Origin of the sequence: Pseudozobellia sp. WGM2, from assembly GCF_017810075.1 — a bacterium.
Lineage (GTDB): Bacteria > Bacteroidota > Bacteroidia > Flavobacteriales > Flavobacteriaceae > JADNYK01.
The window spans coordinates 538027-563159 of record NZ_JADNYK010000001.1 but is presented as its reverse complement, the minus strand read 5'-3'; the positions used below and the strand labels follow the sequence as shown (position 1 = coordinate 563159).

Here is a 25133-nt window from a genome sequence, read left to right as displayed (position 1 = left end):
ATTAGTTTTTGTTTAACTCTCTACCTACCCTAACCAATAATTCTGTAGGGTTTACTGGTTTAGAGATAAAATCGTTGGCACCTAATTCAAAGGCATTTAGTACGTTCTCTTCATTGCCTGCCGAAGAAATTATTATAATGGGCACATTAGAATTAAGCTCCTTTCTTACATAAGATATTAGCTCTATTCCTGAGAAATAAGGCATCATTATATCGCTAACAATAATATCAGGCATGGTTTGTGACAAAAATTCTTTAACCTGTTTACCATCGCTGCTGTGAGTAACTTCATACCCGCCTTTTTTCAATCTAAAATTGAGGAGGGCAGCCAACAAATCATCATCTTCCGCTAATAAAAGTTTTGCTTTGCCCATGGCTATAAATCGTTTGTATTTTTCAATTTGTCGAAAGCTAATTTCAATGTTTCTTTTACTATAGGATATTCTTGCGCAAAGCAATCACACAGAAATTGCAGATGTTTCGGGTCTTTATCCGTAATACAAACTTGTTCTATCTGTAAAATAATCGAATGCAGGTCATTCGTATCTAACATAGCAAGGCCTGTCTTAATTTTATGAGCCACAAAGGCTAATTCAGCATAATTCTCATTTTGAATATGTAGCTTGGCCATGCCAATAAATTCTAATGCGTTTCTTTCATAAATGAATAACAGTTCTTCTAAAAGTTCTATTTCTCCGGTACATTCGTCATCTAACAACAATTGAAGATTCAAAATTTGTTTTTCAACTGTTGCAGTCGAAGTAGTATTCTCAAATAATGTAGAGGTATAAAGTTGGCTTTTCATGGCAGGTTCTATGTTTAAAGATTTGAGCAGCGTATCATATGATTCATGATGATCAATAACTTCATCGTAGATTTTAATATAGCTATCGGCTATGAACCAATTTTCACCTAAAGCATATTTCTCTGAGTTTTGTGATCTACACTTTTTTCCTCTGACAAATTGTGGATCACTTGATTTTTCAAGCGACATTATTTCTAGAAGATTCGCTTTAAACGAGAGAAAAGAGCATTTAAGAAATTCCGCTTCATCAGCATTTAGTTTATTAAATGAAAATTCTGTCAATTTTTTTTCGAAGTCTGTCAATTGACTTAGTAGGTCTTTAGGTTTCAATTTGGGATTGATTTTAAATATTCCTGATTTGTAATAACGAACAGGTATTTTGCCTGAGTTTATTTTGTCATTTCGGCAATCTTATCTGTTTACAATTATAAAATTCCCTATAATTCGAGGTACGGACAATTAAATGTTACCTAGGGTTCTATATATGTTGTCAAAATGCTTTATTTGTAGGTATAAATTCTTACAACATGCGCTATTTCATCTATCTTTTTTGCCTTGCAACGATACTTTCTTGTGGAAAAACCAAGAAAGAAGAACAGAAATCACTTCGAGTACAAGCTCAACAAATACATGAAAGTATTCTTAAGATAGACACTCATAACGACATCAATATCAATAACTTTACTGCAGAAAAAAATTACACACAACGTCTCGAGACCCAAATTAATTTGCCAAAGATGCAAGAAGGAGGTCTTGATGTGACTTGGTTGATCGTATATACGGGCCAAGACTCATTAACAAGTAAAGCCTACGATAAAGCCGAGCATAATGCTTTAAGTAAGTTTGAAGCCATTCATAAATTATGTGAAGAATTTGCACCTGAGCAAATTGAACTTGCGCTCACATCAGAAGATGTTCGACGCATTCATAAAGCCGGAAAGAAAGTAGCTATGATAGGCGTTGAGAACGCTTACCCCATGAAAGACAATCTTTCAAATTTCAAAAAATATCATGAAATGGGAGCCCGTTACGTTTCTCTAGCCCATAACGGTCATAATCAATTTAGTGATTCACATACAGGCGAAGAAGATGACAAATGGCTTAATAATGGTTTAAGTAACTTAGGTGAAGAAGCTGTGAAAGAGATGAATAGACTAGGTATAATGATTGATGTATCTCATCCTTCGAGAGAAGCCATGTTGCAGATGTTGAGTCTCTCAAAAACTCCGATAATTGCTTCCCATTCTTCGGCTAGAGCCCTGTGCGATCATAGTAGAAACCTTGACGATCAACAACTAAAACTTATACAAAAAAATGGTGGTGTGGTTCAGACCGTTGCATTTAGTTCTTACCTAAATAGCAAAAAAGATTCTATACGTAGTAATTTTATGAAAACCTACCGTAAAAAAATAGCTGACTCTTTAAACATACCTTGGTACGAACGCCAACAGTTTTCTTCAATGACCGATCAAGAAAAAAAGAAAGCATTCGAGAATTATAGAAAAGTGGTCAAAATAGCCCGAGAAACGGTTGCTGACTTAGCTAGTGCTCCACCTGCCGTTAATGTTTCGGATTTTATAGACCATATCGACTATATGGTCGACCTGATAGGAATCGACCACGTGGGCATCAGCTCTGATTTCGATGGCGGCGGTGGAATTGAAGGTTGGCGAGATGCCTCTGAAACCTTCAATGTAACCCTTGAACTCGTAAAAAGAGGATATACCGAAGAAGAAATCGCGAAATTATGGGGCGAAAACCTGTTAAGAGTTCTCGACGAAGTTCAAGCCTTTGCCCAAGCCAATTGATTTAGTCATCGGCATTAGCCAATCGGTCTCTCACAAATTCGACTTTTTTCTTGCCGTGAGGTTTAGGTTTACCGTTATCACCCAAGTTGACCATAATTATGTTATCAACAGTTACAATGGTCTCTCTTGTCATCTTATTTCTAACCTCGCAATTGAGGTTTAATGATGATTTACCGAATTTTACCACCTCAATACCAATTTCTACAACATCGCCTTGCACTGCCGTACTCATGAAATTGATTTCTGACATATATTTGGTAACCACCTTTTTGTTCTCTAATTGTATAATACTGTACAAGGCTGCCTCTTCATCGATCCAAGCTAAAACACGCCCGCCAAACAAGGTTTCGTTGGCATTTAAATCTTCCGGTTTTACCCATTTTCTTGTATGAAATCTCATAAGTTACTTTTTTAAGGGGAATTTTTTACACTACAAAATTAATTAAGATAACGCCCTTAGAATAGTTTACCATTTGTTTTGTTCAGCGTTTTCGGAATATTAAGATTTGTATCCAATTTTTTATTCAACTTCTCAATAAATCGAGCTGAAATTAACGGAGATTCCAATTCTAAATTCTGATGTACAAAAAAATGAATGTTTCGTAAACCTTGATTTTTCCAGTCCTCTAATCTATCGATCCATTCATCGATCCGATCATAATCATTCTCATGATTAGCACCCACATAACGAACAAAGGCCTCATTATTGGTCAATCTCATATGCATCAAATCTCTACGACCGGCGGTATCGACTAAAATATTCGCTATACCGTTCTCTTCTAGCAAATGATATAGCTCTTGGGCAACATTTTCATCGTTGAACCAGTCGGTATGTCGAAACTCCATGGCAAGTGAAAACTCTTTCGGCCAATACTCCACAAACTTTACTACCCTATCCCAGTTTTTGGGTCCAAAGTTATTGTGCATCTGAAGAAAAATAGTTCCCAACTTGTCTTTTAAGTTCGATGTAACATCTAAATAGCTATCAATTATGGGGTATATCGCATCATTCAAACGCCGCAAATGACTAATGTCATTGGCTACCTTTGGAAAAAATTTAAAATTATCAGGGGTTTTATCATACCATTTCTCATACTGTTCTGCGGGGAAAATGCGATAAAACGTTGCATTTAACTCAATTGAATTAAACTGGCTCGAATAGTAGACGAGTTCATCTTTGGTACCTCTTGGATAGAAATTTTTCAGGTCTTGACGATTCCATTTAGCACAACCTACATATACATTCAAGGGAGTTTTTTTATCACTCTTCGCCAATACTACCGAAGTATCAGGGTGATCTATAGGTATTGTAAAATCAATATTCTCCGGGTTATCTACCTTTCCGAATTTCATGAATTCTATTTTAGATTTTGAGGAAGTTTAGCTTTAAAAATAACGCTCTTTTATTCAAATATTGATGTAAACCGTTTTTTTGTTCATAAACTCTTTAATACCATGGGCTGAAAGCTCTCTACCATAACCTGATATTTTTACTCCGCCAAAGGGAAGCCTTGGATCACTCTTCACTAGCTCATTGACAAAAAGGGCGCCCTCATCAAATTCATTTACCAATTTGTTTACCCTATCCATTCTTTGGGTAAATATCGAAACACCTAAGCCGAATTCTGAGCTGTTCGATAATCTTACGGCCTCATCGTCTGTCTTAAAAGTAGTTATACCAATTGCAGGGCCAAAAGTTTCCTCTTTAAAAACTGGCATATCTGAAGTAACCCCTGTTAAAATTGTAGGTTCGAAATAATTACCGTTTCTCTTACCTCCTAAGATAATCTCAGCACCCATTTTCACCGATTCGTTAACTTGTTTCTCTAAATCTTCTGCGAGGTCCTCTCTAGCTAATACTCCAATGTAAGAGTCCTCGTTCATCGGGTCACCACTTTTTAGCTCCTGAACTTTAAGAGTAAATTTTTCTATAAATTCATTTGCAATTTTTTCATGAACCAATAATCGCTTACCTGCAATACAACTTTGCCCGGTGTTTTGAAAACGTGCCTGAACACAAGTATCTACACAGCTATCGATGTTTGCATCATCAAAAACGACAAGGGCATTGCTACCCCCAAGTTCTAAGACGGTCTTTTTTATTTCTTTTCCGGCAATCGATGCAACCGATGCTCCGGCTGGAGTGCTACCAGTTAGTGTAGCTGCCTTTACCAAAGGATTTTGAAGAACATATTCTATTTTTTCACTACCAATCACCAAATTTTGAAAACAACCTTTGGGAAAACCTGCATTGATAAATACCTGCTCTAATAACTCTGCCGATTTCATGACATTTGAGGCATGTTTTAGAATACCTACATTGCCCGCCATCAAATTCGGTGCGGCAAATCGAAATACTTGCCAAAAAGGATAATTCCATGGCATCACCGCCAAAATAACACCAATAGGTTCAAAACTGACATAGCTTTCATTTGCATCGGTCTTAATTTCTTCATTTTGTAACTGGTCTTTAGAATTTTCGGCATAATACTCGCAGACCCAAGCACATTTTTCAACTTCGGCCATCGCCTGGCTGATGGGTTTACCCATTTCTTGCGTAATCGTTTCTGCGTAAAGTTTCTGGTTGGTTCTAAGCTCTTTCGCTGCCTTTAACATTAAATCGGAGCGGTGCTCAAACGAAGTCTGCCTCCATTTCAAGTAACATTCGTCGGCAAATTTGATTTTATCACCTAACTCTCTTTTAGTCAACTCTTTAAATTTATAAATATGCTCTCCTGTGTAAGGATTGATAGATTCTTTCATCTCAATTCATCATTTTAATAAAACTAAGCATATATGAGTAGAGCTAAAAGATTTATAAGACGATATTAATCTTTCGCATTAACATTTTTGTCTTTTGAAGTCACCGGAGCTCTCCTTCTTATACATTGTAGTTTAACTAAATGTTCATAACCCAGTTAAAAAGTAATGTCTTGATAACTGTAGGTATTACCCTTAATCGCTATCTTTATAAAAACCTGTAAGATGAGCGATAGATCTCAGAGTCTTCTCCGTATTCGCCCTGAAATACCCTCTGCACGTATTAATAATGAAATGAGCAGCGAAGAGCACTTTCAAAACAGTACCCTTCGGCCGGTCATCAAAATGCAGAACGATTTAATTCTAGCGGCATTTAAAAATTATATTACAAAACATAAAAACTCATTCTACGATCTTTCACACTCCAAACGCTTTGAGTATGTCGAGAATGCCATTCAAAAAGATATTAAGTTCAGAAATTCACTAAAAGGTATGGTCATCGGCCAATTTACCGTTGAAGAATATGAGACCTACATTCTTAACTCATCGGCATTGAATAAGCGTATGATGAATATGGTAGTGAATCGACTTAAAGATCAAATTCAGCTTTTTGAAGAACCTATTTTAGTTTAAGAGCGATTCTCCATTGAGATTGGTGGTGAGTACATCGCTCATATAATCAAAGTAAGGGCGTATGGCCTTAAATGAAAGGTCGACTTCATCAATAAAGTTTGATGACAGTACCTGTTTGTCAGTAAATTTACGAGTGAAAATATACTGCTTGTATTTAATCAAGTCTATATTTTCGTGGGTTTTATCAAACCCTTTTGGGGCGGTCTTTACCCTATCACCTTGTAAGTTTCCCCAAACATTTTGAAAAGTGGTATCTTCGATAATCTCACGCATTTCAGATGCATCTTGTTCGAATTCTTTGCGAATACGCAACAGGTCTTCTTTATTAGGGTTCCAAAAACCAGTAGCGATAAAAGAGTCCCCTGGTTTAATGTGTAAATAATAACCACCTCTATGCTGAGCCCCAAATCTAGAAAAAGAGCCGGCAAAATGTGATTTGTAGGGTGTTTTATCATGAGAGAATCGCACATCCCTATAAATTCTGAACATTTTCATTTTTTCGATTTCATCGTGAACCTCAAGCCTTTCTTGAACTTTAGTGAAAAAACTTTTGACCTCTTTTTCATGTACTTTGAATTCGGTTTTGTGTTCGGTAAACCATTCCCGATTATTATTTTTTTCTAAGCGTTTTAAAAATTCTAAGTTAAGCTTAGTAATTGTAGATTGTAACATACGACCAAAAGGTTGTTATTTATGCTAAAGTTAACCTTTTTCGGAAATCGGACTTTTGTAATAATGAGTATTTTTGAACAATAGTAGCTTCTTTATGGATAAGAAATCGATCATCGACCAGATCAAAACACACAAAAAGCAACCCAATTTACGATATAAGTTAAAGGAGAAGGTAGAGGTTTTCACCAACCTTTTATTTTATACCCTATTTGATATCGACACCCCTGTTGCCAAGAATTTAGATAAGTTAGAGGAACAGTTCGACGGACTGGTAGAGCTTGCCTGTTGGGACGTTGATAAATCGTGCAAGACGGTTTGGAACAATTATGTTTCTAAGCTTCCTAATATTCTTGAACGTTTGAATTTAGATGCCGAAGCGACCGTGAACTGTGATCCGGCCTCATTATCGATTGAGGAAGTTTATATGGCCTACCCCGGTTTTTATGCAATAGCTATTTACAGACTCTCTCACGAACTGTATTCAGAAGGTTTTCCGTTAGTACCAAGATTAATGACAGAATATGCCCATCGACAAACGGGTGTCGATATTAACCCAGGTGCACAAATCGGTGATTCTTTTCATATCGATCATGGTACAGGTATCGTTATCGGTGAAACTGCCATAATTAAAGACCACGTTAAAATTTATCAGGGAGTCACCCTGGGTGGATTATATGTGGCCAAACATTTGCAAAAAACGAAACGCCACCCTACCATAGAAAACAATGTGACCATATATGCCAATGCAACTATTCTCGGGGGCGATACCGTAATCGGCGAAAATTCTATTATTGGTGGTAATGCGTGGTTAACGGCCTCTGTCGCACCCAACTCAACCGTATTTCACACTCCAGAAATTAAAATAAAAACATTACCGCATGTCTCATAACTTACTAGATTTAATTGGTAACACGCCTTTGGTTGAATCTCGTGTATTGAACACAAACCCAAACATAAAATTATATTTCAAATTAGAAGGCCACAACCCGGGTGGCAGCGTTAAAGATCGTGCGGCTTTTAATATGATAAAAAGTGCTTTGGACCGCGGGGAAATCAATTCGGAATCTAAACTGATTGAGGCTACGAGTGGGAACACAGGTATTGCCCTAGCCATGATTGCAGGTATTTACGGTCTTAACATTGAATTGGTCATGCCCGAAAATGCTACGAAAGAACGTGTTCAAACTATGAAAGCCTATGGTGCAAAGGTTACCTTGACCTCTTCAGATGTCGGAATCGAAGGCGCTCGCGACTATGCAGAAGCAAAGGTGGAGAACGAAGGGTATACGATGATCAACCAATTTTCCAACGATGATAATTGGAAAGCTCATTATAAAACAACGGGGCCCGAAATTTGGAAAGATACCGAGAACAAAATAACCCACTTTGTATCTGCCATGGGAACCACAGGCACCATTATGGGTACTTCTACCTATTTAAAAGAGCAGAATAAAGCTATTCAAATTGTTGGGGTACAACCTACCGATAATTCGAGTATACCGGGTATTAGAAAATGGCCGCAAGAATATTTGCCTAAAATATTTGACTCCAGTAAAGTGGATCAAGTAATTGAAGTTAGCCAAGAAGAGGCAAAAGAAATGGCGCGCAAACTGGCCAAAGAAGAAGGTATCTTTTCTGGTATGAGCAGTGGCGGAGCTGCTGCTGCTGCACTTCGTTTGGCCGAAACTCTTGAGAGTGGGGTAATCGTATCGATTGTTTGTGATCGTGGGGATCGCTATTTGTCTTCAGACATGTTCGATTAATAAGATTCTTCTAGTTTAGGGCTTCCTGAATCCCATTTTTAAAAGCTTTGTAATCTTGCAAATAGTTATGACCTGCATTTTCTATGGAAATGAAATGCTTGTTTTTATTTGGAATGACCTCGTAAAGCCTTTCCGCAGACTCAAACGGTATTACACCATCTTCTTTACCATGAAATAAATAAATCTCACATGCAACATTTTTTATATATTCATTTGTTGGAAATCTAAATTTCGAAAGCCAATCGACCGCTAAAAAAGGAAATCGATGTTTACCCAAGTCGACTGCACTATAAAAAGGTGATTCTAGCATCAATTTTTTCGGCTTATTTTTAGAAGCGAGCCAAGTAGCAATACCTGTACCAAAAGAGCGGCCATATACAATGACCTGATTTTCATTGTACCTATTTACAGCGTATTCATAAAATTGTTGTGCGTCAGTATATAGAGCTTCTTCACTAAGTTTACCTGTACTTTTCCCATAGGTTCGATAATCGACCAAAATAGATTCGTAGCCATTTCTAGAGAACATATTTGCTACGTGAATTAAATGCGAAATATTACCCGAATTACCATGAAAATATAGAATAATGCCTTTAGGATTATCTTGTTTTATATGTACCGCATTTAGTTTTGCACCATCGTCGGTGTTGATGAAAAACTCCTCATAAGGTTGACAAAAATCATAGCTATGGTTCATGGGCATTGTAGAAGGAAAAAATATCAACCGTTCTTGATATATATAAGCCAATACCGAAATTGACAAATAAATTAATATAAAGACGGCCGCCCATTTTATAAGTTTACGCATGGCTAAAGAAAAATTGAACTATTGAGTACAATAATAAGTAGTAAAGATGAAAAAAAATGAAAGCGCCTTACAGCGCTCTCTTGTAATAATATTATTAAGTGTTCTCGAATTTTACATTTCACTATGTTTTTCCAAAACTAACTCAACTACTTCGCCATTGTCATCGGTTATGACGATTAAAGAGTTCAAACTCTTTTCAGACATATTTTCACTCTTTTTAATATTCAAATACTTACTATTCTCAAGGGCTTTAAATATTTCATCGTCATTAGTTCCGAAAACAAAATCTTTATTGGCATCTGAAGTATAACTAAACTTTATAATTTCATCAAAATCTTCATCAGCATCGTTATCTATGCTTACGATTTTAGAAATTTTCTTCGGAGTTATAATTCTTCTAGCGTCGATTTTTTCTTCATCTTCTTCGGCGAACTTGATATCTTGTCTTACTATGGTATGAATTTTAACCGATTTCTTCACCAGAGTACCATCTTCATACATTTCATATTTCTTTTGAGTAGTCTCTTCAGAAATTTCACGATCTACACCTTGGGCATATATCGATCCGCTTAGCATTAAAAGACAAAGTAAAAGTGCTTGTTTTGTATTTTTCATCATTTCTAATTTTAAATATTACGCAATATAGAACCTACTAGGGCCCTAGATCAGCTCAAATAAAGCGAATGATGAACCATAAACCAATGCCTAACCAATCTTATAACCACTTCTTAATTTTAAAATAGATCAACAAACCTATGAAGAGTGCAATCATAAGTCCCCAAGCCATGGGGTAACCATATTTCCAATGTAGTTCGGGCATATGGTCGAAATTCATACCGTAGATACCGGCAATAAAGGTCAAGGGAATAAATATCGAGGCCATTATAGTCAGTACTTTCATCACCTCGTTCATTTTATTGCTCATGTTGCTCATATACATCTCCATAAGACTCATAGACATTTCACGATAGATTTGAAGACTTTCGTTGATTTCAAGGGAATGATCTAACACATCTCTCAAGAATACTTTGGTATCTTTAGAGATTAACGGGTTTTCAGAATCGATCAAACGACCCACCAACTCACGTACAGGCGATATCCACCTGCGAACTTTTAGTACTTCTTTTTTTACATTCTGTATCTCTTGGGCAACCTCATTTGTTGGGTTCGCATATACCAATTCTTCAAGGTGCTCTATCTTTTCATTTAAGTACTCCAAAACCACAAAGTAGTTATCTACAATAGCATCGAGCAATGCAAAAAATAAATAATCGGCTCCCCTACTTCGAATTCTTCCCGACTTGTTGCGCACTCGATTTCTAACCCCTGTAAATACATCATCTTCCAATTCTTGAAAAACAAGCACACAATTTTCAAGAAGTACCATAGCTACATGTTCACATACGAGCTCTTGAGTTTCATCATCTACATAAAGCATTTTAAAAACACCGAAAATGTAATCTTCGTATTCATCCACTTTTGGTCTTTGATGGGTATTCACGGTATCTTCCATCACCAATGAATTTAACCCGAAACGTTTGCCGACCTTCTCTATAAAATCCTCATCACTAATGCCTATAATGTCGATCCAAGAAGTAAGAGGTGGGTCTTTATGAGCAACAATGGAGTCAATATTACCTGGGTTAATGGTATTCAGCTCCTCATTGTTATACTCGAGAATATTGACAACACTTTCTTTGCCTTCTCTTCGGCCCATATAGGTAATGGTACCAGGGGCTTTACCCATTTTACCCTCAAATCTCGATTTTTTCTTAGGTCTAAGTTTACTTAGAATTTTCTTTCTTTTTGGCTTTCCCATGAACGGAACTATTTCTATAAATATAGTTAGAAGCGGATTTTATTTTTAACTTTTTTGAAAATCTATTTTGTTAAGTAACAATCCAGATGCAGGAGCAACGTATGTCAACTTAACTTCATTTTTATTCTCTAAAGATTTTTTAATTTCAGAAATAGAGAGTTCTCCTTTTCCCACTTGAATCAGCGCCCCCATAATCATACGAACCTGATAGCGCATAAAACCGGAAGCTTTAATATAAAGAGCATAGCTTTTCTCAGGGAAAAAATTAGCTGTCAATAAATCATTTTTTTTCAATTCACAAGACAGAACAGATCTAATCGTATTCGTGCCTTCACGCAATCTAGCGGTGTATGAAGAAAAGTCGTGTATGCCTTCAAAATAACAAGCGGCATTTTTCATGAGTTCAATATCAAGTGGCTCTATAATATTCGCTAAGAAAGGTGCACAAAAGGGGTGGTTCTTTTCTCCGAAAGAAAATAAGTAGATATACTCTTTCAACTTGGCATCTTTAATTACATTGAAAGAATTATCAACCTCTTTCATACCAATAGCTTTTATATCGGGTGGTAGGTTGAAATTAAGTAGCTGTAAAAATGAGTCATTATCGTTTAGGGCCCGGTCTTCAAGAAATAACTCGAAATTCATTTCTAGTGCAGAAACCTTGGCATCGGTACGGCCCGCCCCCAATATTTTAAACTTCTGGTCGGGTAATACAAACTTCAAAGTTTTCACCAACATAGATTCTAAAGTCTTTTGACCAGGTTGATTTTGCCAACCGCTATACCGAAAACCCAAATATTGTAGGCTTATTAAATAATAAAATCGCTTTCTATGCATGAATTTCATTTGAAGCCAAACTAGCCATTTTTTTGTATTTTGTAAAGACAACCTTTAAATATTAAGTTATGACCACCACTCTAAAAAAACCACCGACTTGGTTCTGGGTAATTTCTGTTATCGCCTTATTATGGAATATTATTGGTGTTATGGCCTATCTGGCCGATGCCTATATGAGTGTAGAGACTTTGGCTGAGCTTAGTCAAGAACAACGTATGTTGTACGAGTCTAGACCAGCTTGGGCAACAGGGGCCTTTGCCTTAGCGGTTTGGGGAGGGTTAATTGGTAGTATCGGATTATTACTAAGAAAAAAGTGGGCGTACATACTGTTCATCATTTCGTTGATTGCCGTTCTTGCACAAAATGTATATCAATTTTTTCTGAGTAATACTTTTGACGTATTGGGAACAGCAGCAATGGCCTTTCCAATACTTATCATCATTATAGGTATTCTTCTAATTCTATTTTCAAATTGGGCCAAGAAAAACGAATTTATAGGATAAACGACGATTTTTTTTTCATTTTTAACTCATAAAGACATAATTTGTTCTCGACTAACATCTTACGGTGTAAGTAGTTCCCCCGCCTTTCATAGCTAAATCTATGGAAATAGCGGTTTGTTGAATTTTTAAATAAAAAAGCTCAAGGTTCGTTAGTATTTAAATTGTCCTATAACTAATCTTGTCATTGACCGCTATGAGATTTATTGAAAAACTGTTTTCGTGGAACAAAACGATACAAATTACTGTAGCCCTACTCTTAACACTAATAGTTTTTAGTTTTTACGGACTTTACACGAATACCTTTCCAGTATTAAAACCAGAGAACTTTGTATTTCCGATACTCAGCTTGATTCATTTTGTATTCTTGTATGTACTTTGGTTTAAAATCAAGGAAGAAGAAGGCACTGACCCACAAATGAAAGTTATTGAGTTTTTAATGTATGGTGTATGTGTGGTTTACGCCTTCAATGTCTATATGACTATTAGTACTTTGACAACCTATTTTGAATTCTCCAACCATGTTATACCTGCTACATTTTTTCCCATGGGTATATTAATATTAGTAATGCAATTAACATTAATCGGGCTTACCTTATTGGCTTTTAAGTACAGAAAGAACATCGTGGGCAATTATAATTTTGATGATATGAATCAACACATTGATTCTTGGGAATAAGAAAGCAACGTTAATAAAACAAAAAGGCCCGAACGAGAGTTCGGGCCTTTTATTTTGCCACCTTAGCTATTAATTAGCCTCAATTGTAACCTTAATTACATTGATGGCACTTGGCACATTTGATGTATCATCAGGGTCAATAAACCTAACATTCGTATCTTCGTCAGCATCTCCAGCATCTGAAGCTGATTGTCTAATTACCTGTGCTAAACCTGCACCTGGGTACTCGTCGGCCTCTGTACCCGCATCATAGAGAAAAACAAACTCTGTTACATCACCTGATACCGCAGCACCATCTTCAAATAAAGGTAATCCATCAGGTTTAAAGCTGTAAAACCAATCATTACTTTGAACGAACATAGTCGCAAGAGATAAACTGCTTCCTTCTTCAGCGGTAAAAGAAAATTGATATTGTCCGCCTGGGCCAATTGCTCCCGGCTCAGTGGCTCCGACAGCAGTATCAAAACCTCCTGAAGCAAAAACATTTTCTTTGTTCATAAGCGATTCTACCAACATAGTAGGTATACCATCTTCGGCGATAGCCTCTAATCCTTCCCCAAAATCGATCATATCATTTTCATAAATCGGCTTGATATCTTGGCTGTGCACGGCCCAAGCACCAGGAGACAATGGTACAATAAGACCCGTAGATGCCTCAGAATCCATCAAAAGAGCATCAAAAAAACCATCTTCAGCGATATCTTCAACTCCTGTTTCACTCGCTACAAGTCCTGCTTCTGAAGCAGCTTCACCTTCTACAAAGAAAGGAGCGGGCATAGTATGAACAGCGTAGACACCCGGAGAAATAGGCACTGCAGCTCTTGCATCTTCACCTTGTGCAGGTACGGCAATGGTATTGGCATCGGAAACGTTCATAATATTCACCTTGAACCTGGCCGGAGAAACAAGTTCGATCGTAACCTTGATCACATCACTAACATCCGGTATCTCGTTACCGAAAGAATCAGTATTATCTGTTATTTCAGTGACTACACCATTTTCATCTTCCCCTTGATCCATAGCATCAGCAGCTTGTTGTGGTTTTTGATTTGACGATCCCGTTTCTTCATTGACCTCGGTACCTGCATCCCATAATAAGACTTGATCTGTGACATCTACCATACCATCACCACCAATCGGCGCTCCGTCTTCTTGATATAATGCAATACCTTCTTCGCTTGGGGCAAAAAATAAATCATTTGACTGAACGAACATGGTCACGAAAGAAAGTCTGGTTCCTCCATCTCCGGGCAATACGTTAGGGCCGGCATCAACTTCAAATGAATAGGCATCTCCAGGAAATAATGGAGCTGGTTCAGAACCCCCTTCAGGTATAGCGAAAAATCCCGTTTGAAATAGGGGTTGTGGAGTCACAACATTTTCAATAGTTACCGTAAAATCTGCCATGACAGGTTCAGAATCTTCCATTTCATCCGGTTCTGGGTCTGGAGTCGGTGTTTCCATTTCATCCATATCGTCAATCACAGGTGTATTATCGTCGTCTTCACATGCTGTAAAGGCGAGAAAAAAGATACCTATCATTAATACTAAAAGTTTTTTTGTTTTCATAATAATGCTGTTTTTAGATTATGTACAAACTAACTACTACCGAATCATAGGAAAATCACGAAACCTTAAACTTTTTCGTAAATTCCGTTATAATTCTGTGATATTTTAGCTGCAATTCATTAATAATTTATCAGAACGTCTAAACATATCACCCCCTAAGACGAAGGAATCGCGCATTAATCGGTACTGTGATATTTGTGTGATACTTTTTAGCTTCATTCGTAACCTACTATTATGAAAGAAATATTGATTATTGAAGATGATTTAGAAATCATCAAACTGTTAGAAATACATCTAACCGACCTTATCTATAATACATCTAAGGCCACAGACGGCGCAGAAGGCCTGAAAATGGCGTTGGAAAAGGACTATGACCTCATATTGCTAGACCTTACCTTACCGACAATGGATGGTGTTGAAATATGCAAAAGGTTACGAAGCACGAAACAGACACCGGTTATTATGCTTACCGCTAAATCTGAAGAAATAGATAGGGTTCTAGGCCTTGAAATTGGCGCAGATGACTACATTACCAAACCTTTTAGCATAAGGGAGTTGCTAGCCAGAATCAAAGCTGTTCTTCGTAGAACCAATAAAATTATCGATAGTAAAGAAGAATCGTCAGCCATGGCTTTTGAAGGACTTCGAATAGATGTCGACAAACGAAAGGTACTTTTGCGCGATAATAAGATAGAACTTTCGCCCAAAGAATTTGAATTATTGGTTTTAATGGCGGCCAACCCCGGTAGAAATTATTCTAGAACCGAACTTTTGAATATCATCTGGGGCTATAATTTTGATGGTTACGAGCATACCGTGAATTCACATATAAACCGCCTTAGGGCCAAAATTGAATCTGATATGGCCAACCCGACCTATATACTGACCACTTGGGGCGTAGGCTATAAGTTTAACGAAGATATTGCAGTATGACCAAGACCGAAAAAACCCTTACGCCCAAACTCATCAAAAAATTATGGATGGCATTCATACTTCTGGTGCTTTTGATGGGTGCTTCCTATATATTCATCACAGGATATTTTGCCAATAAATACAGTCAAGAGACCACCCAAAGGTTGAATGCCGATGTCGCTAACCACGTTATTGCCGAAAAATTCAATGGAGCTTCGCCATTTATGGAAGATGGCAGTGTTAACAGTGCTCTGTTCGGCGATTTAATGCATGATATGATGGCCGTGAACCAAAGTATCGAAGTTTATCTTCTCGGTCAATCAGGCGAAATTCTCTATTCGGTAGTTCTTGACCCTGATGATAAAGATGCCGCCAAATCGGTTGACCTGGCACCAATTAAATCTTTTATTGCTGACGAAGGCACAAATTTTATTCTGGGCGATGATCCTAGAAATCCGGGTGAGAAGAAAATATTTTCAGCTGCCCCTTATAAGGTCGACAATCATCAAGGCTTCATATATATTGTGTTAGCCGGTAAAAAATTTCAAGAGGTTAGTGACAACCTCATGAGTCAGTATTTTACGAGATTGGGTATTGGTGCTACATTGTTAACTATGGTATTCTCGGCCATAATCGGCTTATTGGCCATTTGGTTCTTGACCAAAAATCTTCGTTTAATTACCCAGACGGTGAGAAGTTTTCATGACGGAGATTTGGAAGCAAGAATACCGAATCCTGAAAAATCAGACATTGAAGTGTTTGCGAAATCATTTAATGATATGGCCGATAACATCGTTGGCAATATGGATAAAATGAAATCAATAGATTTATTGAGAAGGGAATTAATTGCGAACGTTTCTCACGATTTAAGAACTCCTTTAGCCATTTTGAAAGGGTATATAGAAACCTTGCAAATGAAACGAGATACCTTATCGGAGATCGAGAAAGACGAATATTTACAGATTACTCACGACAATGTCGATAAGCTCTCAAATTTAATCAATCAACTCTTCGAATATTCAAAACTCGAAGCCGAACAAGTCGTGCCGGTAAAAGAACCTTTTTCGATAACGGAACTGTCTCATGACCTAATCGCCAAATTCAATGTGTTGGCCAAACAAAAAGAGATTGAGCTAGAGCTTGACAACCCACAAGAAAATTGTTTGGTATATGCCGACGTTAGCCTAGTGGAAAGGGCTCTTCAGAACTTAATTGAAAATGCTATAAAGTACACCGAACCTATGGGAAAGGTGACTCTTTCGCTACAAAAGAAAGGGCAAAATGTAGAGATAAACATTACCGACACGGGTACGGGAATTCCCGTAAATGAACAACCTTTTATTTTCGATCGGTACAAACAAGTGGATAAGAGTACCAAAAAACAAGGCTACGGATTGGGTTTGGCCATTGTCAAAAAAATTATGGATTTGCATGATACTACCATCACGGTTTTGAGCAAACCGAAGCAAGGAAGCTCGTTTATTTTCAATTTACCGGCATATCAAGTTTAATTTTTTAAACCTTAAGTTTTTGAACTTCAGTCACATTTAACAAGGTGTTTAAAACGCTGCAATATATAAAAGGGTAAAAAGTTATATAACCAACTTAAATTCCCTTTTTATGAAGTTCACAAATTTATTTTTGATTAGTATTTCTTTAGTTCTCTTCCAATCATGTTCCGATGATAACAGCCCCATTGAGATTCCCGAACCTGATAGTGAACAGTCTGAAGAACCCCAGGTAGAAGAGGAAGTAGATGAAGAAGAACCCATAAATATCTCACCTGATTCTTTTAGCTTATTATCATTGGAAGATGGCGAAGAGGATAGTGATCTAAACCCACAATTAAAATGGGGCGCCGCCAATGATCAAGATGGTGATACCGTTACTTATCAACTGATTTTAGACTACAACGAATCACCGGAGAATGTACTGGTAGAAAATCTAACCGAGACCCAGTTTACTATCACTGAAAGTTTAGAGCGCAATACTTTATATTTTTGGAAGGTCATAGCATCTGATAATAATGGTAATGAAACCGAAAGTTCTGAAACGTATAGCTTTAGTACAAAAGGTATTTCCTTTTCAGAAACAGCCTTAACTGCGAATACCGAATTTACGGCAAGAAGAAATCATAGTATTACAGAATTTAATGGAAAGTTATGGATGATAGGTGGCCAAGATGACAACGAATCATATGATAACGTCTATTCTTCTGCTGATGGAAGTTCTTGGGAATTAGAAGCTGAAAACCCTTTTGATGTTTTTAATAAAAGTAACCATACTACGGTTGTTTTTAAAAATAAACTTTGGGCAATTGGAGGCTGGTATAGCGATATTTGGTCTTCAACTAACGGCAAAGATTGGACTATGGAAACGGCTACTCCGAACTTTGGGGCCCGTGAAGGACATTCAACGGTTGTTTTCAATAATAAAATATGGGTAATAGGTGGTAGCGAGGGACCAGATCAATTCAATGATGTGTGGTATTCAGACGATGGAATCACGTGGTCATTAGCTATTGAAAATGCTCAATTCTCACCCCGTATGGATCATACTACTGTTGTTCATGACAACAAGATGTATTTGATAGGAGGTACTTCAGTAACAAACTTTTCTCCATCTTTTTATAATGATATTTATGTATCAACAGATGGAATCACTTGGACACAAATTTCTGCTGAATCTAGCTTCGAAGTACGTTCTGATCACACCTCTTTGGTATTCGATAATAAAATTTGGGTAATTGGCGGTTGGTCAGCTGTGAACAATGAGGAAACTTTCGAACAAGATGTAGCAAGTTTTGATGATGTGTGGTACTCCGAGAATGGAATTCAATGGAGTAACCTAAATGTTAGCGAATCTTATTCTCCAAGAATGGGGCATGCTTCAGCGGTGTTTGACGGTAAAATAATCATCTCTGGCGGATTAAATATTAAACAAGCCGATAATAGTAGAACGCATTATAATGATGTATGGGTTGTGGAATAGCATATAGCCTATGAACAAGAAAAGCCATTTCAGATTGAAATGGCTTTTAAATTTTATAAAGAATGTTTACAGACCACTGATAAAACTACCATAGAGATCTTTAAACTGATACCCTTCCGAAAATCGGTTTTTACTTAGTTTATTATAGGATACGAGCCCCCAAAGAACCAATTCTTTTAAGAAGTAAACATCTTCTTTAGCAAAATCCGGTTGATGTTCTTTAATCAACTGATTCAACGGTGGAATACTATCCAAAGCCCGTTTATATTCTTCATCGGTGAAATCGTCAAGCAGTTCGAAGCCCTCCCCCTGAAAAAACCAACTAACAAGTTCGTCATAAGGGGTAATCGCATCTTTCTTTTCCAACTTATTAATTTTTGGAAAGTAATTGGGGAATAGAGATTTTACGGCATCATCTATCAGTATTTCGGCAACACCATCAGCCCCCTCTTGCTCACCTTCATACACCAATTCAATCTTACCTGTAATTGCAGGAATCACTCCTAAGAAGTCGCTCAAGCGTACCATGGTATTTTCAGCACCGGTTTGCAAGGCTCGCCTTTCAGCAGTACTCAACAAATTCTCATAAGCCGTAATACTGGTACGGGCACTCACACCACTTTTAGCATCTACATATTCACTATTTCTTGCCTCAAAACCAATTTGTTCTAACAAATCTTTGGCCATATCAGGAATATATACCGATTCGGACTGGCGCTCATCAAGGTCGGCTTCTTGCGCGGTTATCTTACGGGCAATTTCAACAGATTTAGGGTAATGGGTCAAAATTTGAGACCCTATTCTATCTTTCAACGGCGTTACAATGCTTCCCCGATTGGTATAATCTTCTGGGTTTGCCGTAAACACAAACTGAATATCTAATGGCAGTCTCAACTTAAAACCACGAATTTGTATATCGCCTTCCTCCAAAATATTAAAGAGTGAAACTTGAATTCGTGCCTGCAGATCGGGCAATTCATTGATAACAAAAATACAGCGGTTCGCTCGGGGAATCATACCAAAGTGAATGACCCTATCATCGGCATAAGATAGTTTAAGATTAGCAGCTTTTATAGGATCTACATCACCTATTAAATCGGCCACCGTTACATCAGGGGTAGCCAATTTTTCAGCAAAACGCTCGCTACGGTGTAGCCATGAAATAGGGGTCTTATCCCCTTTCTCTTTAATTAATTCAGAAGCATAACGAGACATCGGTTGCAATGGATCGTCATTAATTTCAGAACCAGAAACAACGGGAATATATTCATCGAGCAAGTTGACCATTAATCTAGCCAACCTTGTTTTCGCTTGACCGCGTAAGCCCAGGAGATTGATATTGTGACGGGATAGGATAGCTCTTTCCAGTTCGGGAATTACAGAATTTTCGTAACCCCAAACTCCCGTAAATGTCTCTTCTCCTTTCTTAATTTTTTCACGAAGGTTATCCCTTAATTCATCCTTTATGCTCTTACTTTTATACCCTGCCGCCTTCAGCTGCGCCAAGGTGGTAATTTTATTATGATTTAGACTCATTTTCTCTTTTTCAGTTTCAATTATTCAATATTGGTATTGTCTCTTTATCTTCAATTGGTTTTTTAATGCGAATTTGAATTTTGTAGTATTCCCAGGTAGAATTGCTCTTTGTTGCAAAAACATCCATTTTTGAACGTAATTCTTCCCTCCTATTTCCATTTACATTGACCGTAATAGCCACTGAGTCAGCTTTTTTTGAATAGACCACATAACCTTCAAAAAGTGCCATTTTACCAACTGGCTGCAAAACTCCAAAAACCTCTTTGACCCTATTATTCTTTTTGGCTATTTCTAGAGCACCCTCACAAATTTCAGGATTGGTATAAGCCCTAGCCGTATCGACAATCAAGTCATTTACCCGAGACGGCAAACTCCATATAAATAGAACAAAAAGTACACAGGATACAATCAGTAACCAAATTCTTTTTCTTTGCCACCACTTTCTACTTTCCTTCATTGCAATGGCCTTCAAATTTAATATGCCTATCTATAGGCTTCAATATCTTATTTCAGTCTCTTTCTTCTGTTCGATTCATAATCTTCAAAAATCATTTCACCCAAACCTTTGAGTCCGGTAAAAAATGCCTTTCCCTTATTTGCTTCAGTAAAATGACGAATAAACTGCATCAAATACGGGTCTTGCGCAATCATAAATGTAGTTATCGGAATATGCAATTTTCTAGCCTGGCGTGCCATATTATAGCATTTCTCTACAATATAATCGTCAAGACCAACGCTATTTTTATAATAATTACCATCGGGAAGACGCAAACAACTTGGCTTACCGTCGGTTATCATAAAAATCTGCTTGTTCGTATTTCGTTTTCTACGAAGCATATCCATCGCCAAACGAAGACCTGCAACCGTATTCGTGTGATATGGTCCTACCTTTAAATAGGGAAGTTCTTTTATTGAAATGGGCCAAGCATCATTACCGAACACCAAAATATCTAAAGTGTCCTTTGGGTAGCGCGTAGTTATCAATTCTGCCAAGGCCATGGCTACCTTCTTCGCAGGCGTGATTCTATCTTCCCCATACAAAATCATACTATGACTGATATCGATCATTAGCACGGTACTCATTTGCGCTTTGAACTGGGTATCTTCTACAACTAAATCTTCTTCATTTAAAGAAAAACTGCCAATACCATGATTTATTTGGGCGTTCTTAAGGCTTTCGGTCATCGAAATATGTTCTAAACCGTCACCATAACGGTACTCTCTAAAATCTCCGGTGTGTTCGTCACCTTGCCCCGACTTGCCCGTTTTATGGTTTCCGGAACCTGAGCGTTTGAGTTTACCAAAAATTTGGTCAAGCGCCCTTTGCCTTATTATCCGTTCCATTTTTGCGGTAATGGAAATATTTCCTTTACCATCGCCATCACCCTCTTCACCTTCTTCGCCCTCACCTATGTCTCCACCACCATCTTCGAACTCTTCTCGAATATAGCCCTTGGCCTTTAAATCTTCAATAAAGTCATCAATAGTATAATCGTCATCGGTAAGCTCATATTCCTTATCCAATTCACGAAGCCAATCGATGGCCTCATCAAAATCACCGGAAGTGTGCGTAATGAGTTCTTGAAAAATATCGAAAAGTTTTTCAAAGGGAGATTGTTCGGGTGCTTCATACGGTGAGAAGCGAAATCCGTTTCTTGTATTCATAGCCATTACATAAAAATAATATAATTAGCCGTGAACACCTCTATTTTTAGGAAATGTTAACGATGTAGAATAAGGGAAAGGATGTATCGAACAACAACCTTTCCCTTTAAATTTAAAATGTTCTACCCAATGATTGCCAAAGCCTCGGTATCTTTCCAAGCACCTCTGGTAAAATCTGGGAATTCTTGTGGCGCACCGTTGGCCGCAACCGATGCTTCACTTAGCGGACCTACTGCACTCCATAAACAACCCTCATAAAGGTTCTGATCCAAGGGTTCGCCATTTCTAAGACATTCCACGATACGATAAAGCATCATAAAATCCATTCCGCCATGGCCACCCATTTTAACCGCGAGTTCACCAAGACGTTTATATAAAGGATGCTCATATTTTTCATAAATCTTGTCGAGGCCTTCACCTTCTGCCCATTCATGGTGATTTTCCGTTACACCTTCTACCCCACCTTCTAGTGCGATTCTAGTCGGGAACCCGGCCAAAGTACCTTTGGTACCTTGAATTAAGTTGTGACGGCTATATGGTCGAGGGCTCGTTTCATCCCACTGCACCATAATAGTTCTTCCCAGAGTAGTTTTAATGATTGAGGTGCTCATATCACCACCTTTATAATCTAACTTGTTCCATTTGTGGTCTGCATCAAAATTCTTTTCTGCATATAGTTTTCTTCCTTTTGCTGGGGATGAAAAAGAATTGATAAACTTAAAATTGTCATCGCTTCGACCTACATTCATGTACTGGGCAACGGGGCCAAGACCATGGGTAGGATAAAGGTTTCCGTTTCTATGGGCATAGTGCGGGGTTCTCCAGGATCCCGTGCCCCTATCTACTTCGTTCATTTGGCCACGTAACTCGTGTATATAAGAAGCTTCGCCGTGAAGCAGCTCTCCTATTGCGCCCTGTCGACACATGTTCAAGTATAGAAGTTCTTCACGACCATAGTTTACATTTTCCATCATCATGCAGTGCTTCTTGGTCTTTTCAGAGGTGTCTACCAATTGCCACATCTCTTCTATCGTCAGGGCCAAGGGTACCTCTACAAAAGCGTGTGCACCTGAATTCATGGCTTCTATTGCCATTGGGGCGTGTAGTTTCCATGGGGTTGCGATTATAACTGCATCAGGTTTTTGCTCTTTCAGCATCTTTTTCCAATCATTCTCACCATCGGTGTACAACTTAATTTTCTTGTGGCGATTACCCTTACCTTGTTCTTTACAGGCCTCTGCAGATTTTTTGGCCAAGTCTTCGTACAAATCAGATATTGCAATGACCTCTGTACCTTCGATTGCAGCAATTTGTTTGGCATGCCCTGAACCTCTCGCACCTACACCAATAAAAGCAAAACGTACTTTGTCTAATTTAGGGGCCGCAAAACCACCCATATATTTAGCTTCTAAAGCTCTTTTTGGGCTAAAAATATTAGCTTTTGCCAACGAGGGCGCCAAGGTAATACCGGCACCGACCATTGATGTTTTTTTAATAAAGTTTCTTCTGTTCGAGTTCATTTTTTGTTCAATTTAATTTTTGGTAGTAATAGTTTGGATTAAAAGGAACCTACAAGATATAGAATTCTATTCTAAAAGAATTATTTAGAATAAAACCATTACACCATAAATATAAAATTGCATTCATATAAACTACCTTAGATTTATGGTTTTAGAACAATGTATAGGATTTTACAATACAGCTCCCCTTTGGTTGAACAAACAATTCGGAATTCAACAGTTTAAATTTCCATTCGTGGACTTATCCACATTAACAACCAAAAAAATACCGACTAATCGTCGCCTCGGTCATCAAATGGAGTTTGTTTTTCAACAATTAATGTCGCATTCGGAGCGGTATAACATCATCTTATATAATTTACCGGTAGAAGATGATAAACGCACAGTTGGTGAAATTGATTTTATTTTAAAAAATATGGAAAATGAAGAACTTATACATATTGAACTCACCTATAAGTTCTATATAATCGACACCTCAATAAGCGAACCTATACACAGACTCATGGGGCCCAATCGTCGTGATATGTTTTTCACCAAAATGGAAAAAATCAAGAATCATCAATTTGAACTTTTGCATAGTCCTGCAGGAAAAAAGGCCCTTCAATCAAAGAATATAAATCCTGAAGAACTAGAACACCAATGTTGTTTTAAGGCACAATTATTCGTTCCATATCAGATTACAGATGTACATATTAGACCTTTAAATAAAGATTGCGTTACAGGATTCTGGATACGTTTTGATGATTTTAATTCTTCAGATTTCAAACAACATAAATATTATATACCTACCAAATCGCAATGGGTCGTTTCTCCCAGCGACAAGGTTACCTATAAATCACATTTCGAGATTCTAATGGATATCAATCTTAGAATGCTTAATAAAAATGCCCCTATGTTATGGATGAAAAAAGACGACGGTGCCTACGAAAAACTATTTGTAGTGTGGTGGTGAATTAATGGTACACCATACGTTTTTTAGTTACAGCTTCATCTTACATTTTCTTCTTATTCAAACGTATAACTAATCTTCACCACTTCGGTAACCCTAAAATAGCCGTGTGCATAATTTTCAGAATTTGTGAGGTTTACGCAATTTCCTTTTACAGCGACGGGTATCGACTCGAATAGACCAACACCGCCAATTTGATTCACAAGTATCTGCAAATATTCTTTGTAAGCTGGTGAAATAGCATAAAACTCAATATCAACGGTATCGCCCGGTTGAAAAGCTTCTTTCTTTTCGGTCTCATCGTCTTCCCCTATTTCTAAGTACCAATCAACTTCATTACCATTAATAAATTCATCATCAAACTCTTCAAAAATAGGCAGTAGTTCGCCTTGCTTTTGAAATTTAAAAAAATAATTGTTTCCTTCTTCCTCTGGGTCAACCAGGGTGAGGTTGACCTCTAAATCGTCTTCGCTAAAACCATCTTCCCTTGATTGCCCTAAAACCGTAAGATCCGTTACCGGATACAAAGTTTCAGTGGCTTCATAGATTTCGCCCTCGTTGATAACTTCTAAAGTATAAGAAGCCCCTATGATGGGCTCGAAATCTGTGGTACTATACTCCCCCGTTCCTAAATCTTCAAAGACATATTCAGAGTTGTTCGAATTATTGGTGACCACAACCGAGGCGCCAGTAATTGAAGTATTTGAATCTGTATTAAAAAAGGGAGTAGAAGTTCTTATAAAAATTGATTGTTCGTTACCTGAAGTTCCTTTTTCCCAGTCTAAAGATGCTTCGATTACCAAACGTGTAGGTGCATCTTGCACATCGACATCGATGACGTCTTCACAAGAAAATAGAATTTGACTAAGAGATGTAATAAGGAGTATTTGATTGATTTTTTTCATTTC

Annotated in this window: 26 protein-coding genes; 10 read left to right on the top strand and 16 right to left on the bottom strand. The window is 37.6% G+C overall.

Annotation, left to right across the window (positions count from 1 at the left end; all coding sequences use genetic code 11):
- Position 1 precedes the first annotated feature (1 nt).
- Both IV512_RS02500 and IV512_RS02495 read right to left on the bottom strand, forming a co-directional pair.
- A complete protein-coding gene (locus IV512_RS02500; RefSeq protein WP_209400284.1) occupies positions 2–373 on the bottom strand; it encodes a PleD family two-component system response regulator in 372 nt (123 codons plus the stop codon).
- Between the two features lie 2 nt (positions 374–375).
- A complete protein-coding gene (locus IV512_RS02495; RefSeq protein WP_209400281.1) occupies positions 376–1134 on the bottom strand; it encodes a hypothetical protein in 759 nt (252 codons plus the stop codon).
- Between the two features lie 197 nt (positions 1135–1331).
- Between IV512_RS02495 and IV512_RS02490 the strand changes: the two genes are divergently transcribed.
- A complete protein-coding gene (locus IV512_RS02490) occupies positions 1332–2612 on the top strand; it encodes a dipeptidase (RefSeq protein WP_209400279.1) in 1281 nt (426 codons plus the stop codon).
- 1 nt (position 2613) lies between these two features.
- Here IV512_RS02490 and IV512_RS02485 read toward each other — a convergent pair whose 3' ends face one another.
- The 3 genes from IV512_RS02485 to IV512_RS02475 are packed head-to-tail and all read right to left on the bottom strand — an operon-like array spanning position 2614 to position 5375.
- Complete coding sequence (locus IV512_RS02485; RefSeq protein WP_209400277.1) at positions 2614–3012, bottom strand: acyl-CoA thioesterase; 399 nt, start codon at positions 3010–3012, stop codon at positions 2614–2616.
- Positions 3013–3068: 56 nt separating this feature from the next.
- Positions 3069–3965, bottom strand: coding sequence for a DUF72 domain-containing protein (locus IV512_RS02480; protein WP_209400276.1), 897 nt, complete (start codon positions 3963–3965; stop codon positions 3069–3071).
- Between the two features lie 54 nt (positions 3966–4019).
- The gene (locus IV512_RS02475; RefSeq protein WP_209400275.1) at positions 4020–5375 is read right to left on the bottom strand and encodes an NAD-dependent succinate-semialdehyde dehydrogenase; all 1356 of its coding nucleotides are present in this window, start codon (positions 5373–5375) and stop codon (positions 4020–4022) included.
- Between the two features lie 222 nt (positions 5376–5597).
- On the opposite strand from IV512_RS02475, the gene IV512_RS02470 reads away from it, so the two are divergent.
- The gene (locus tag IV512_RS02470) at positions 5598–6005 is read left to right on the top strand and encodes a glyoxalase (protein WP_209400274.1); all 408 of its coding nucleotides are present in this window, start codon (positions 5598–5600) and stop codon (positions 6003–6005) included.
- Here IV512_RS02470 and IV512_RS02465 read toward each other — a convergent pair.
- Complete coding sequence (locus IV512_RS02465; protein WP_209400273.1) at positions 5997–6677, bottom strand: DUF2461 domain-containing protein; 681 nt, start codon at positions 6675–6677, stop codon at positions 5997–5999. The genes IV512_RS02470 and IV512_RS02465 overlap by 9 nt on opposite strands.
- Before the next feature lie 94 nt (positions 6678–6771).
- Between IV512_RS02465 and epsC the strand changes: the two genes are divergently transcribed.
- Positions 6772–7566: a serine O-acetyltransferase EpsC gene (gene epsC, locus IV512_RS02460; RefSeq protein WP_209400272.1), complete on the top strand. Its 795-nt coding sequence runs from the start codon at positions 6772–6774 to the stop codon at positions 7564–7566.
- Positions 7556–8440 carry a cysteine synthase CysM gene (gene cysM, locus IV512_RS02455; RefSeq protein WP_209400270.1) on the top strand — a complete coding sequence of 295 codons (885 nt, stop codon included), beginning with the start codon at positions 7556–7558 and terminating at the stop codon, positions 8438–8440. Before epsC ends, cysM begins: the two co-directional genes overlap by 11 nt.
- A 10-nt stretch (positions 8441–8450) precedes the next feature.
- Here cysM and IV512_RS02450 read toward each other — a convergent pair whose 3' ends face one another.
- From IV512_RS02450 to IV512_RS02435, 4 genes are all read right to left on the bottom strand, one after another.
- Positions 8451–9248, bottom strand: a complete 798-nt coding sequence (locus IV512_RS02450) for an alpha/beta hydrolase (protein WP_209400268.1) — start codon at positions 9246–9248, stop codon at positions 8451–8453.
- 111 nt (positions 9249–9359) lie between these two features.
- Positions 9360–9863, bottom strand: a complete 504-nt coding sequence (locus tag IV512_RS02445; protein WP_209400266.1) for a hypothetical protein — start codon at positions 9861–9863, stop codon at positions 9360–9362.
- 100 nt (positions 9864–9963) lie between these two features.
- Positions 9964–11067 (bottom strand): magnesium/cobalt transporter CorA, encoded by a 1104-nt coding sequence (gene corA / locus IV512_RS02440; protein ID WP_209400264.1) that lies wholly within the window; start codon positions 11065–11067, stop codon positions 9964–9966.
- A gap of 45 nt (positions 11068–11112) precedes the next feature.
- On the bottom strand, positions 11113–11904 hold the full coding sequence (locus tag IV512_RS02435) for a tRNA pseudouridine(38-40) synthase TruA (protein ID WP_209400262.1): 792 nt from the start codon (positions 11902–11904) through the stop codon (positions 11113–11115).
- 68 nt (positions 11905–11972) lie between these two features.
- Between IV512_RS02435 and IV512_RS02430 the strand changes: the two genes are divergently transcribed.
- Together IV512_RS02430 and IV512_RS02425 are read left to right on the top strand one after the other, a co-directional pair.
- Entirely contained in the window at positions 11973–12407 is a 435-nt protein-coding gene (locus IV512_RS02430; protein ID WP_209400260.1) for a hypothetical protein, read from the top strand.
- Positions 12408–12600: 193 nt separating this feature from the next.
- Positions 12601–13083 (top strand): hypothetical protein, encoded by a 483-nt coding sequence (locus IV512_RS02425; protein ID WP_209400258.1) that lies wholly within the window; start codon positions 12601–12603, stop codon positions 13081–13083.
- 69 nt (positions 13084–13152) lie between these two features.
- On the opposite strand, the gene IV512_RS02420 is transcribed toward IV512_RS02425, so the two are convergent.
- Positions 13153–14652 (bottom strand): spondin domain-containing protein, encoded by a 1500-nt coding sequence (locus IV512_RS02420; protein WP_245224647.1) that lies wholly within the window; start codon positions 14650–14652, stop codon positions 13153–13155.
- A 234-nt stretch (positions 14653–14886) separates the two neighbouring features.
- Between IV512_RS02420 and IV512_RS02415 the strand changes: the two genes are divergently transcribed.
- The 3 genes from IV512_RS02415 to IV512_RS02405 all read left to right on the top strand — a co-directional run bounded on the left by IV512_RS02415 (position 14887) and on the right by IV512_RS02405 (position 18555).
- Positions 14887–15585: a response regulator transcription factor gene (locus IV512_RS02415; protein WP_209400256.1), complete on the top strand. Its 699-nt coding sequence runs from the start codon at positions 14887–14889 to the stop codon at positions 15583–15585.
- The gene (locus IV512_RS02410; protein WP_209400253.1) at positions 15582–17075 is read left to right on the top strand and encodes a HAMP domain-containing sensor histidine kinase; all 1494 of its coding nucleotides are present in this window, start codon (positions 15582–15584) and stop codon (positions 17073–17075) included. Before IV512_RS02415 ends, IV512_RS02410 begins: the two co-directional genes overlap by 4 nt.
- A 109-nt stretch (positions 17076–17184) precedes the next feature.
- On the top strand, positions 17185–18555 hold the full coding sequence (locus IV512_RS02405) for a kelch repeat-containing protein (RefSeq protein ID WP_209400251.1): 1371 nt from the start codon (positions 17185–17187) through the stop codon (positions 18553–18555).
- 66 nt (positions 18556–18621) lie between these two features.
- Here the strand turns inward: IV512_RS02405 and IV512_RS02400 are convergent, their stop codons facing one another.
- The 4 genes from IV512_RS02400 to IV512_RS02385 form a co-directional block, all read right to left on the bottom strand.
- Positions 18622–20091 (bottom strand): magnesium chelatase, encoded by a 1470-nt coding sequence (locus tag IV512_RS02400; protein WP_209400249.1) that lies wholly within the window; start codon positions 20089–20091, stop codon positions 18622–18624.
- A 16-nt stretch (positions 20092–20107) separates the two neighbouring features.
- Entirely contained in the window at positions 20108–20548 is a 441-nt protein-coding gene (locus IV512_RS02395; protein WP_209400247.1) for a hypothetical protein, read from the bottom strand.
- Positions 20549–20595: 47 nt separating this feature from the next.
- Complete coding sequence (locus tag IV512_RS02390; RefSeq protein WP_209400246.1) at positions 20596–21762, bottom strand: VWA domain-containing protein; 1167 nt, start codon at positions 21760–21762, stop codon at positions 20596–20598.
- Positions 21763–21878: 116 nt separating this feature from the next.
- A complete protein-coding gene (locus tag IV512_RS02385; protein ID WP_209400245.1) occupies positions 21879–23276 on the bottom strand; it encodes a Gfo/Idh/MocA family protein in 1398 nt (465 codons plus the stop codon).
- A gap of 145 nt (positions 23277–23421) precedes the next feature.
- Here IV512_RS02385 and IV512_RS02380 point away from each other — a divergent pair, with 145 nt between their 5' ends.
- Positions 23422–24228 carry a DUF1853 family protein gene (locus IV512_RS02380; protein ID WP_209400244.1) on the top strand — a complete coding sequence of 269 codons (807 nt, stop codon included), beginning with the start codon at positions 23422–23424 and terminating at the stop codon, positions 24226–24228.
- Positions 24229–24281: 53 nt separating this feature from the next.
- Here IV512_RS02380 and IV512_RS02375 read toward each other — a convergent pair whose 3' ends face one another.
- Positions 24282–25130, bottom strand: a complete 849-nt coding sequence (locus IV512_RS02375; protein WP_209400243.1) for a DUF4249 family protein — start codon at positions 25128–25130, stop codon at positions 24282–24284.
- Positions 25131–25133: the final 3 nt, after the last annotated feature.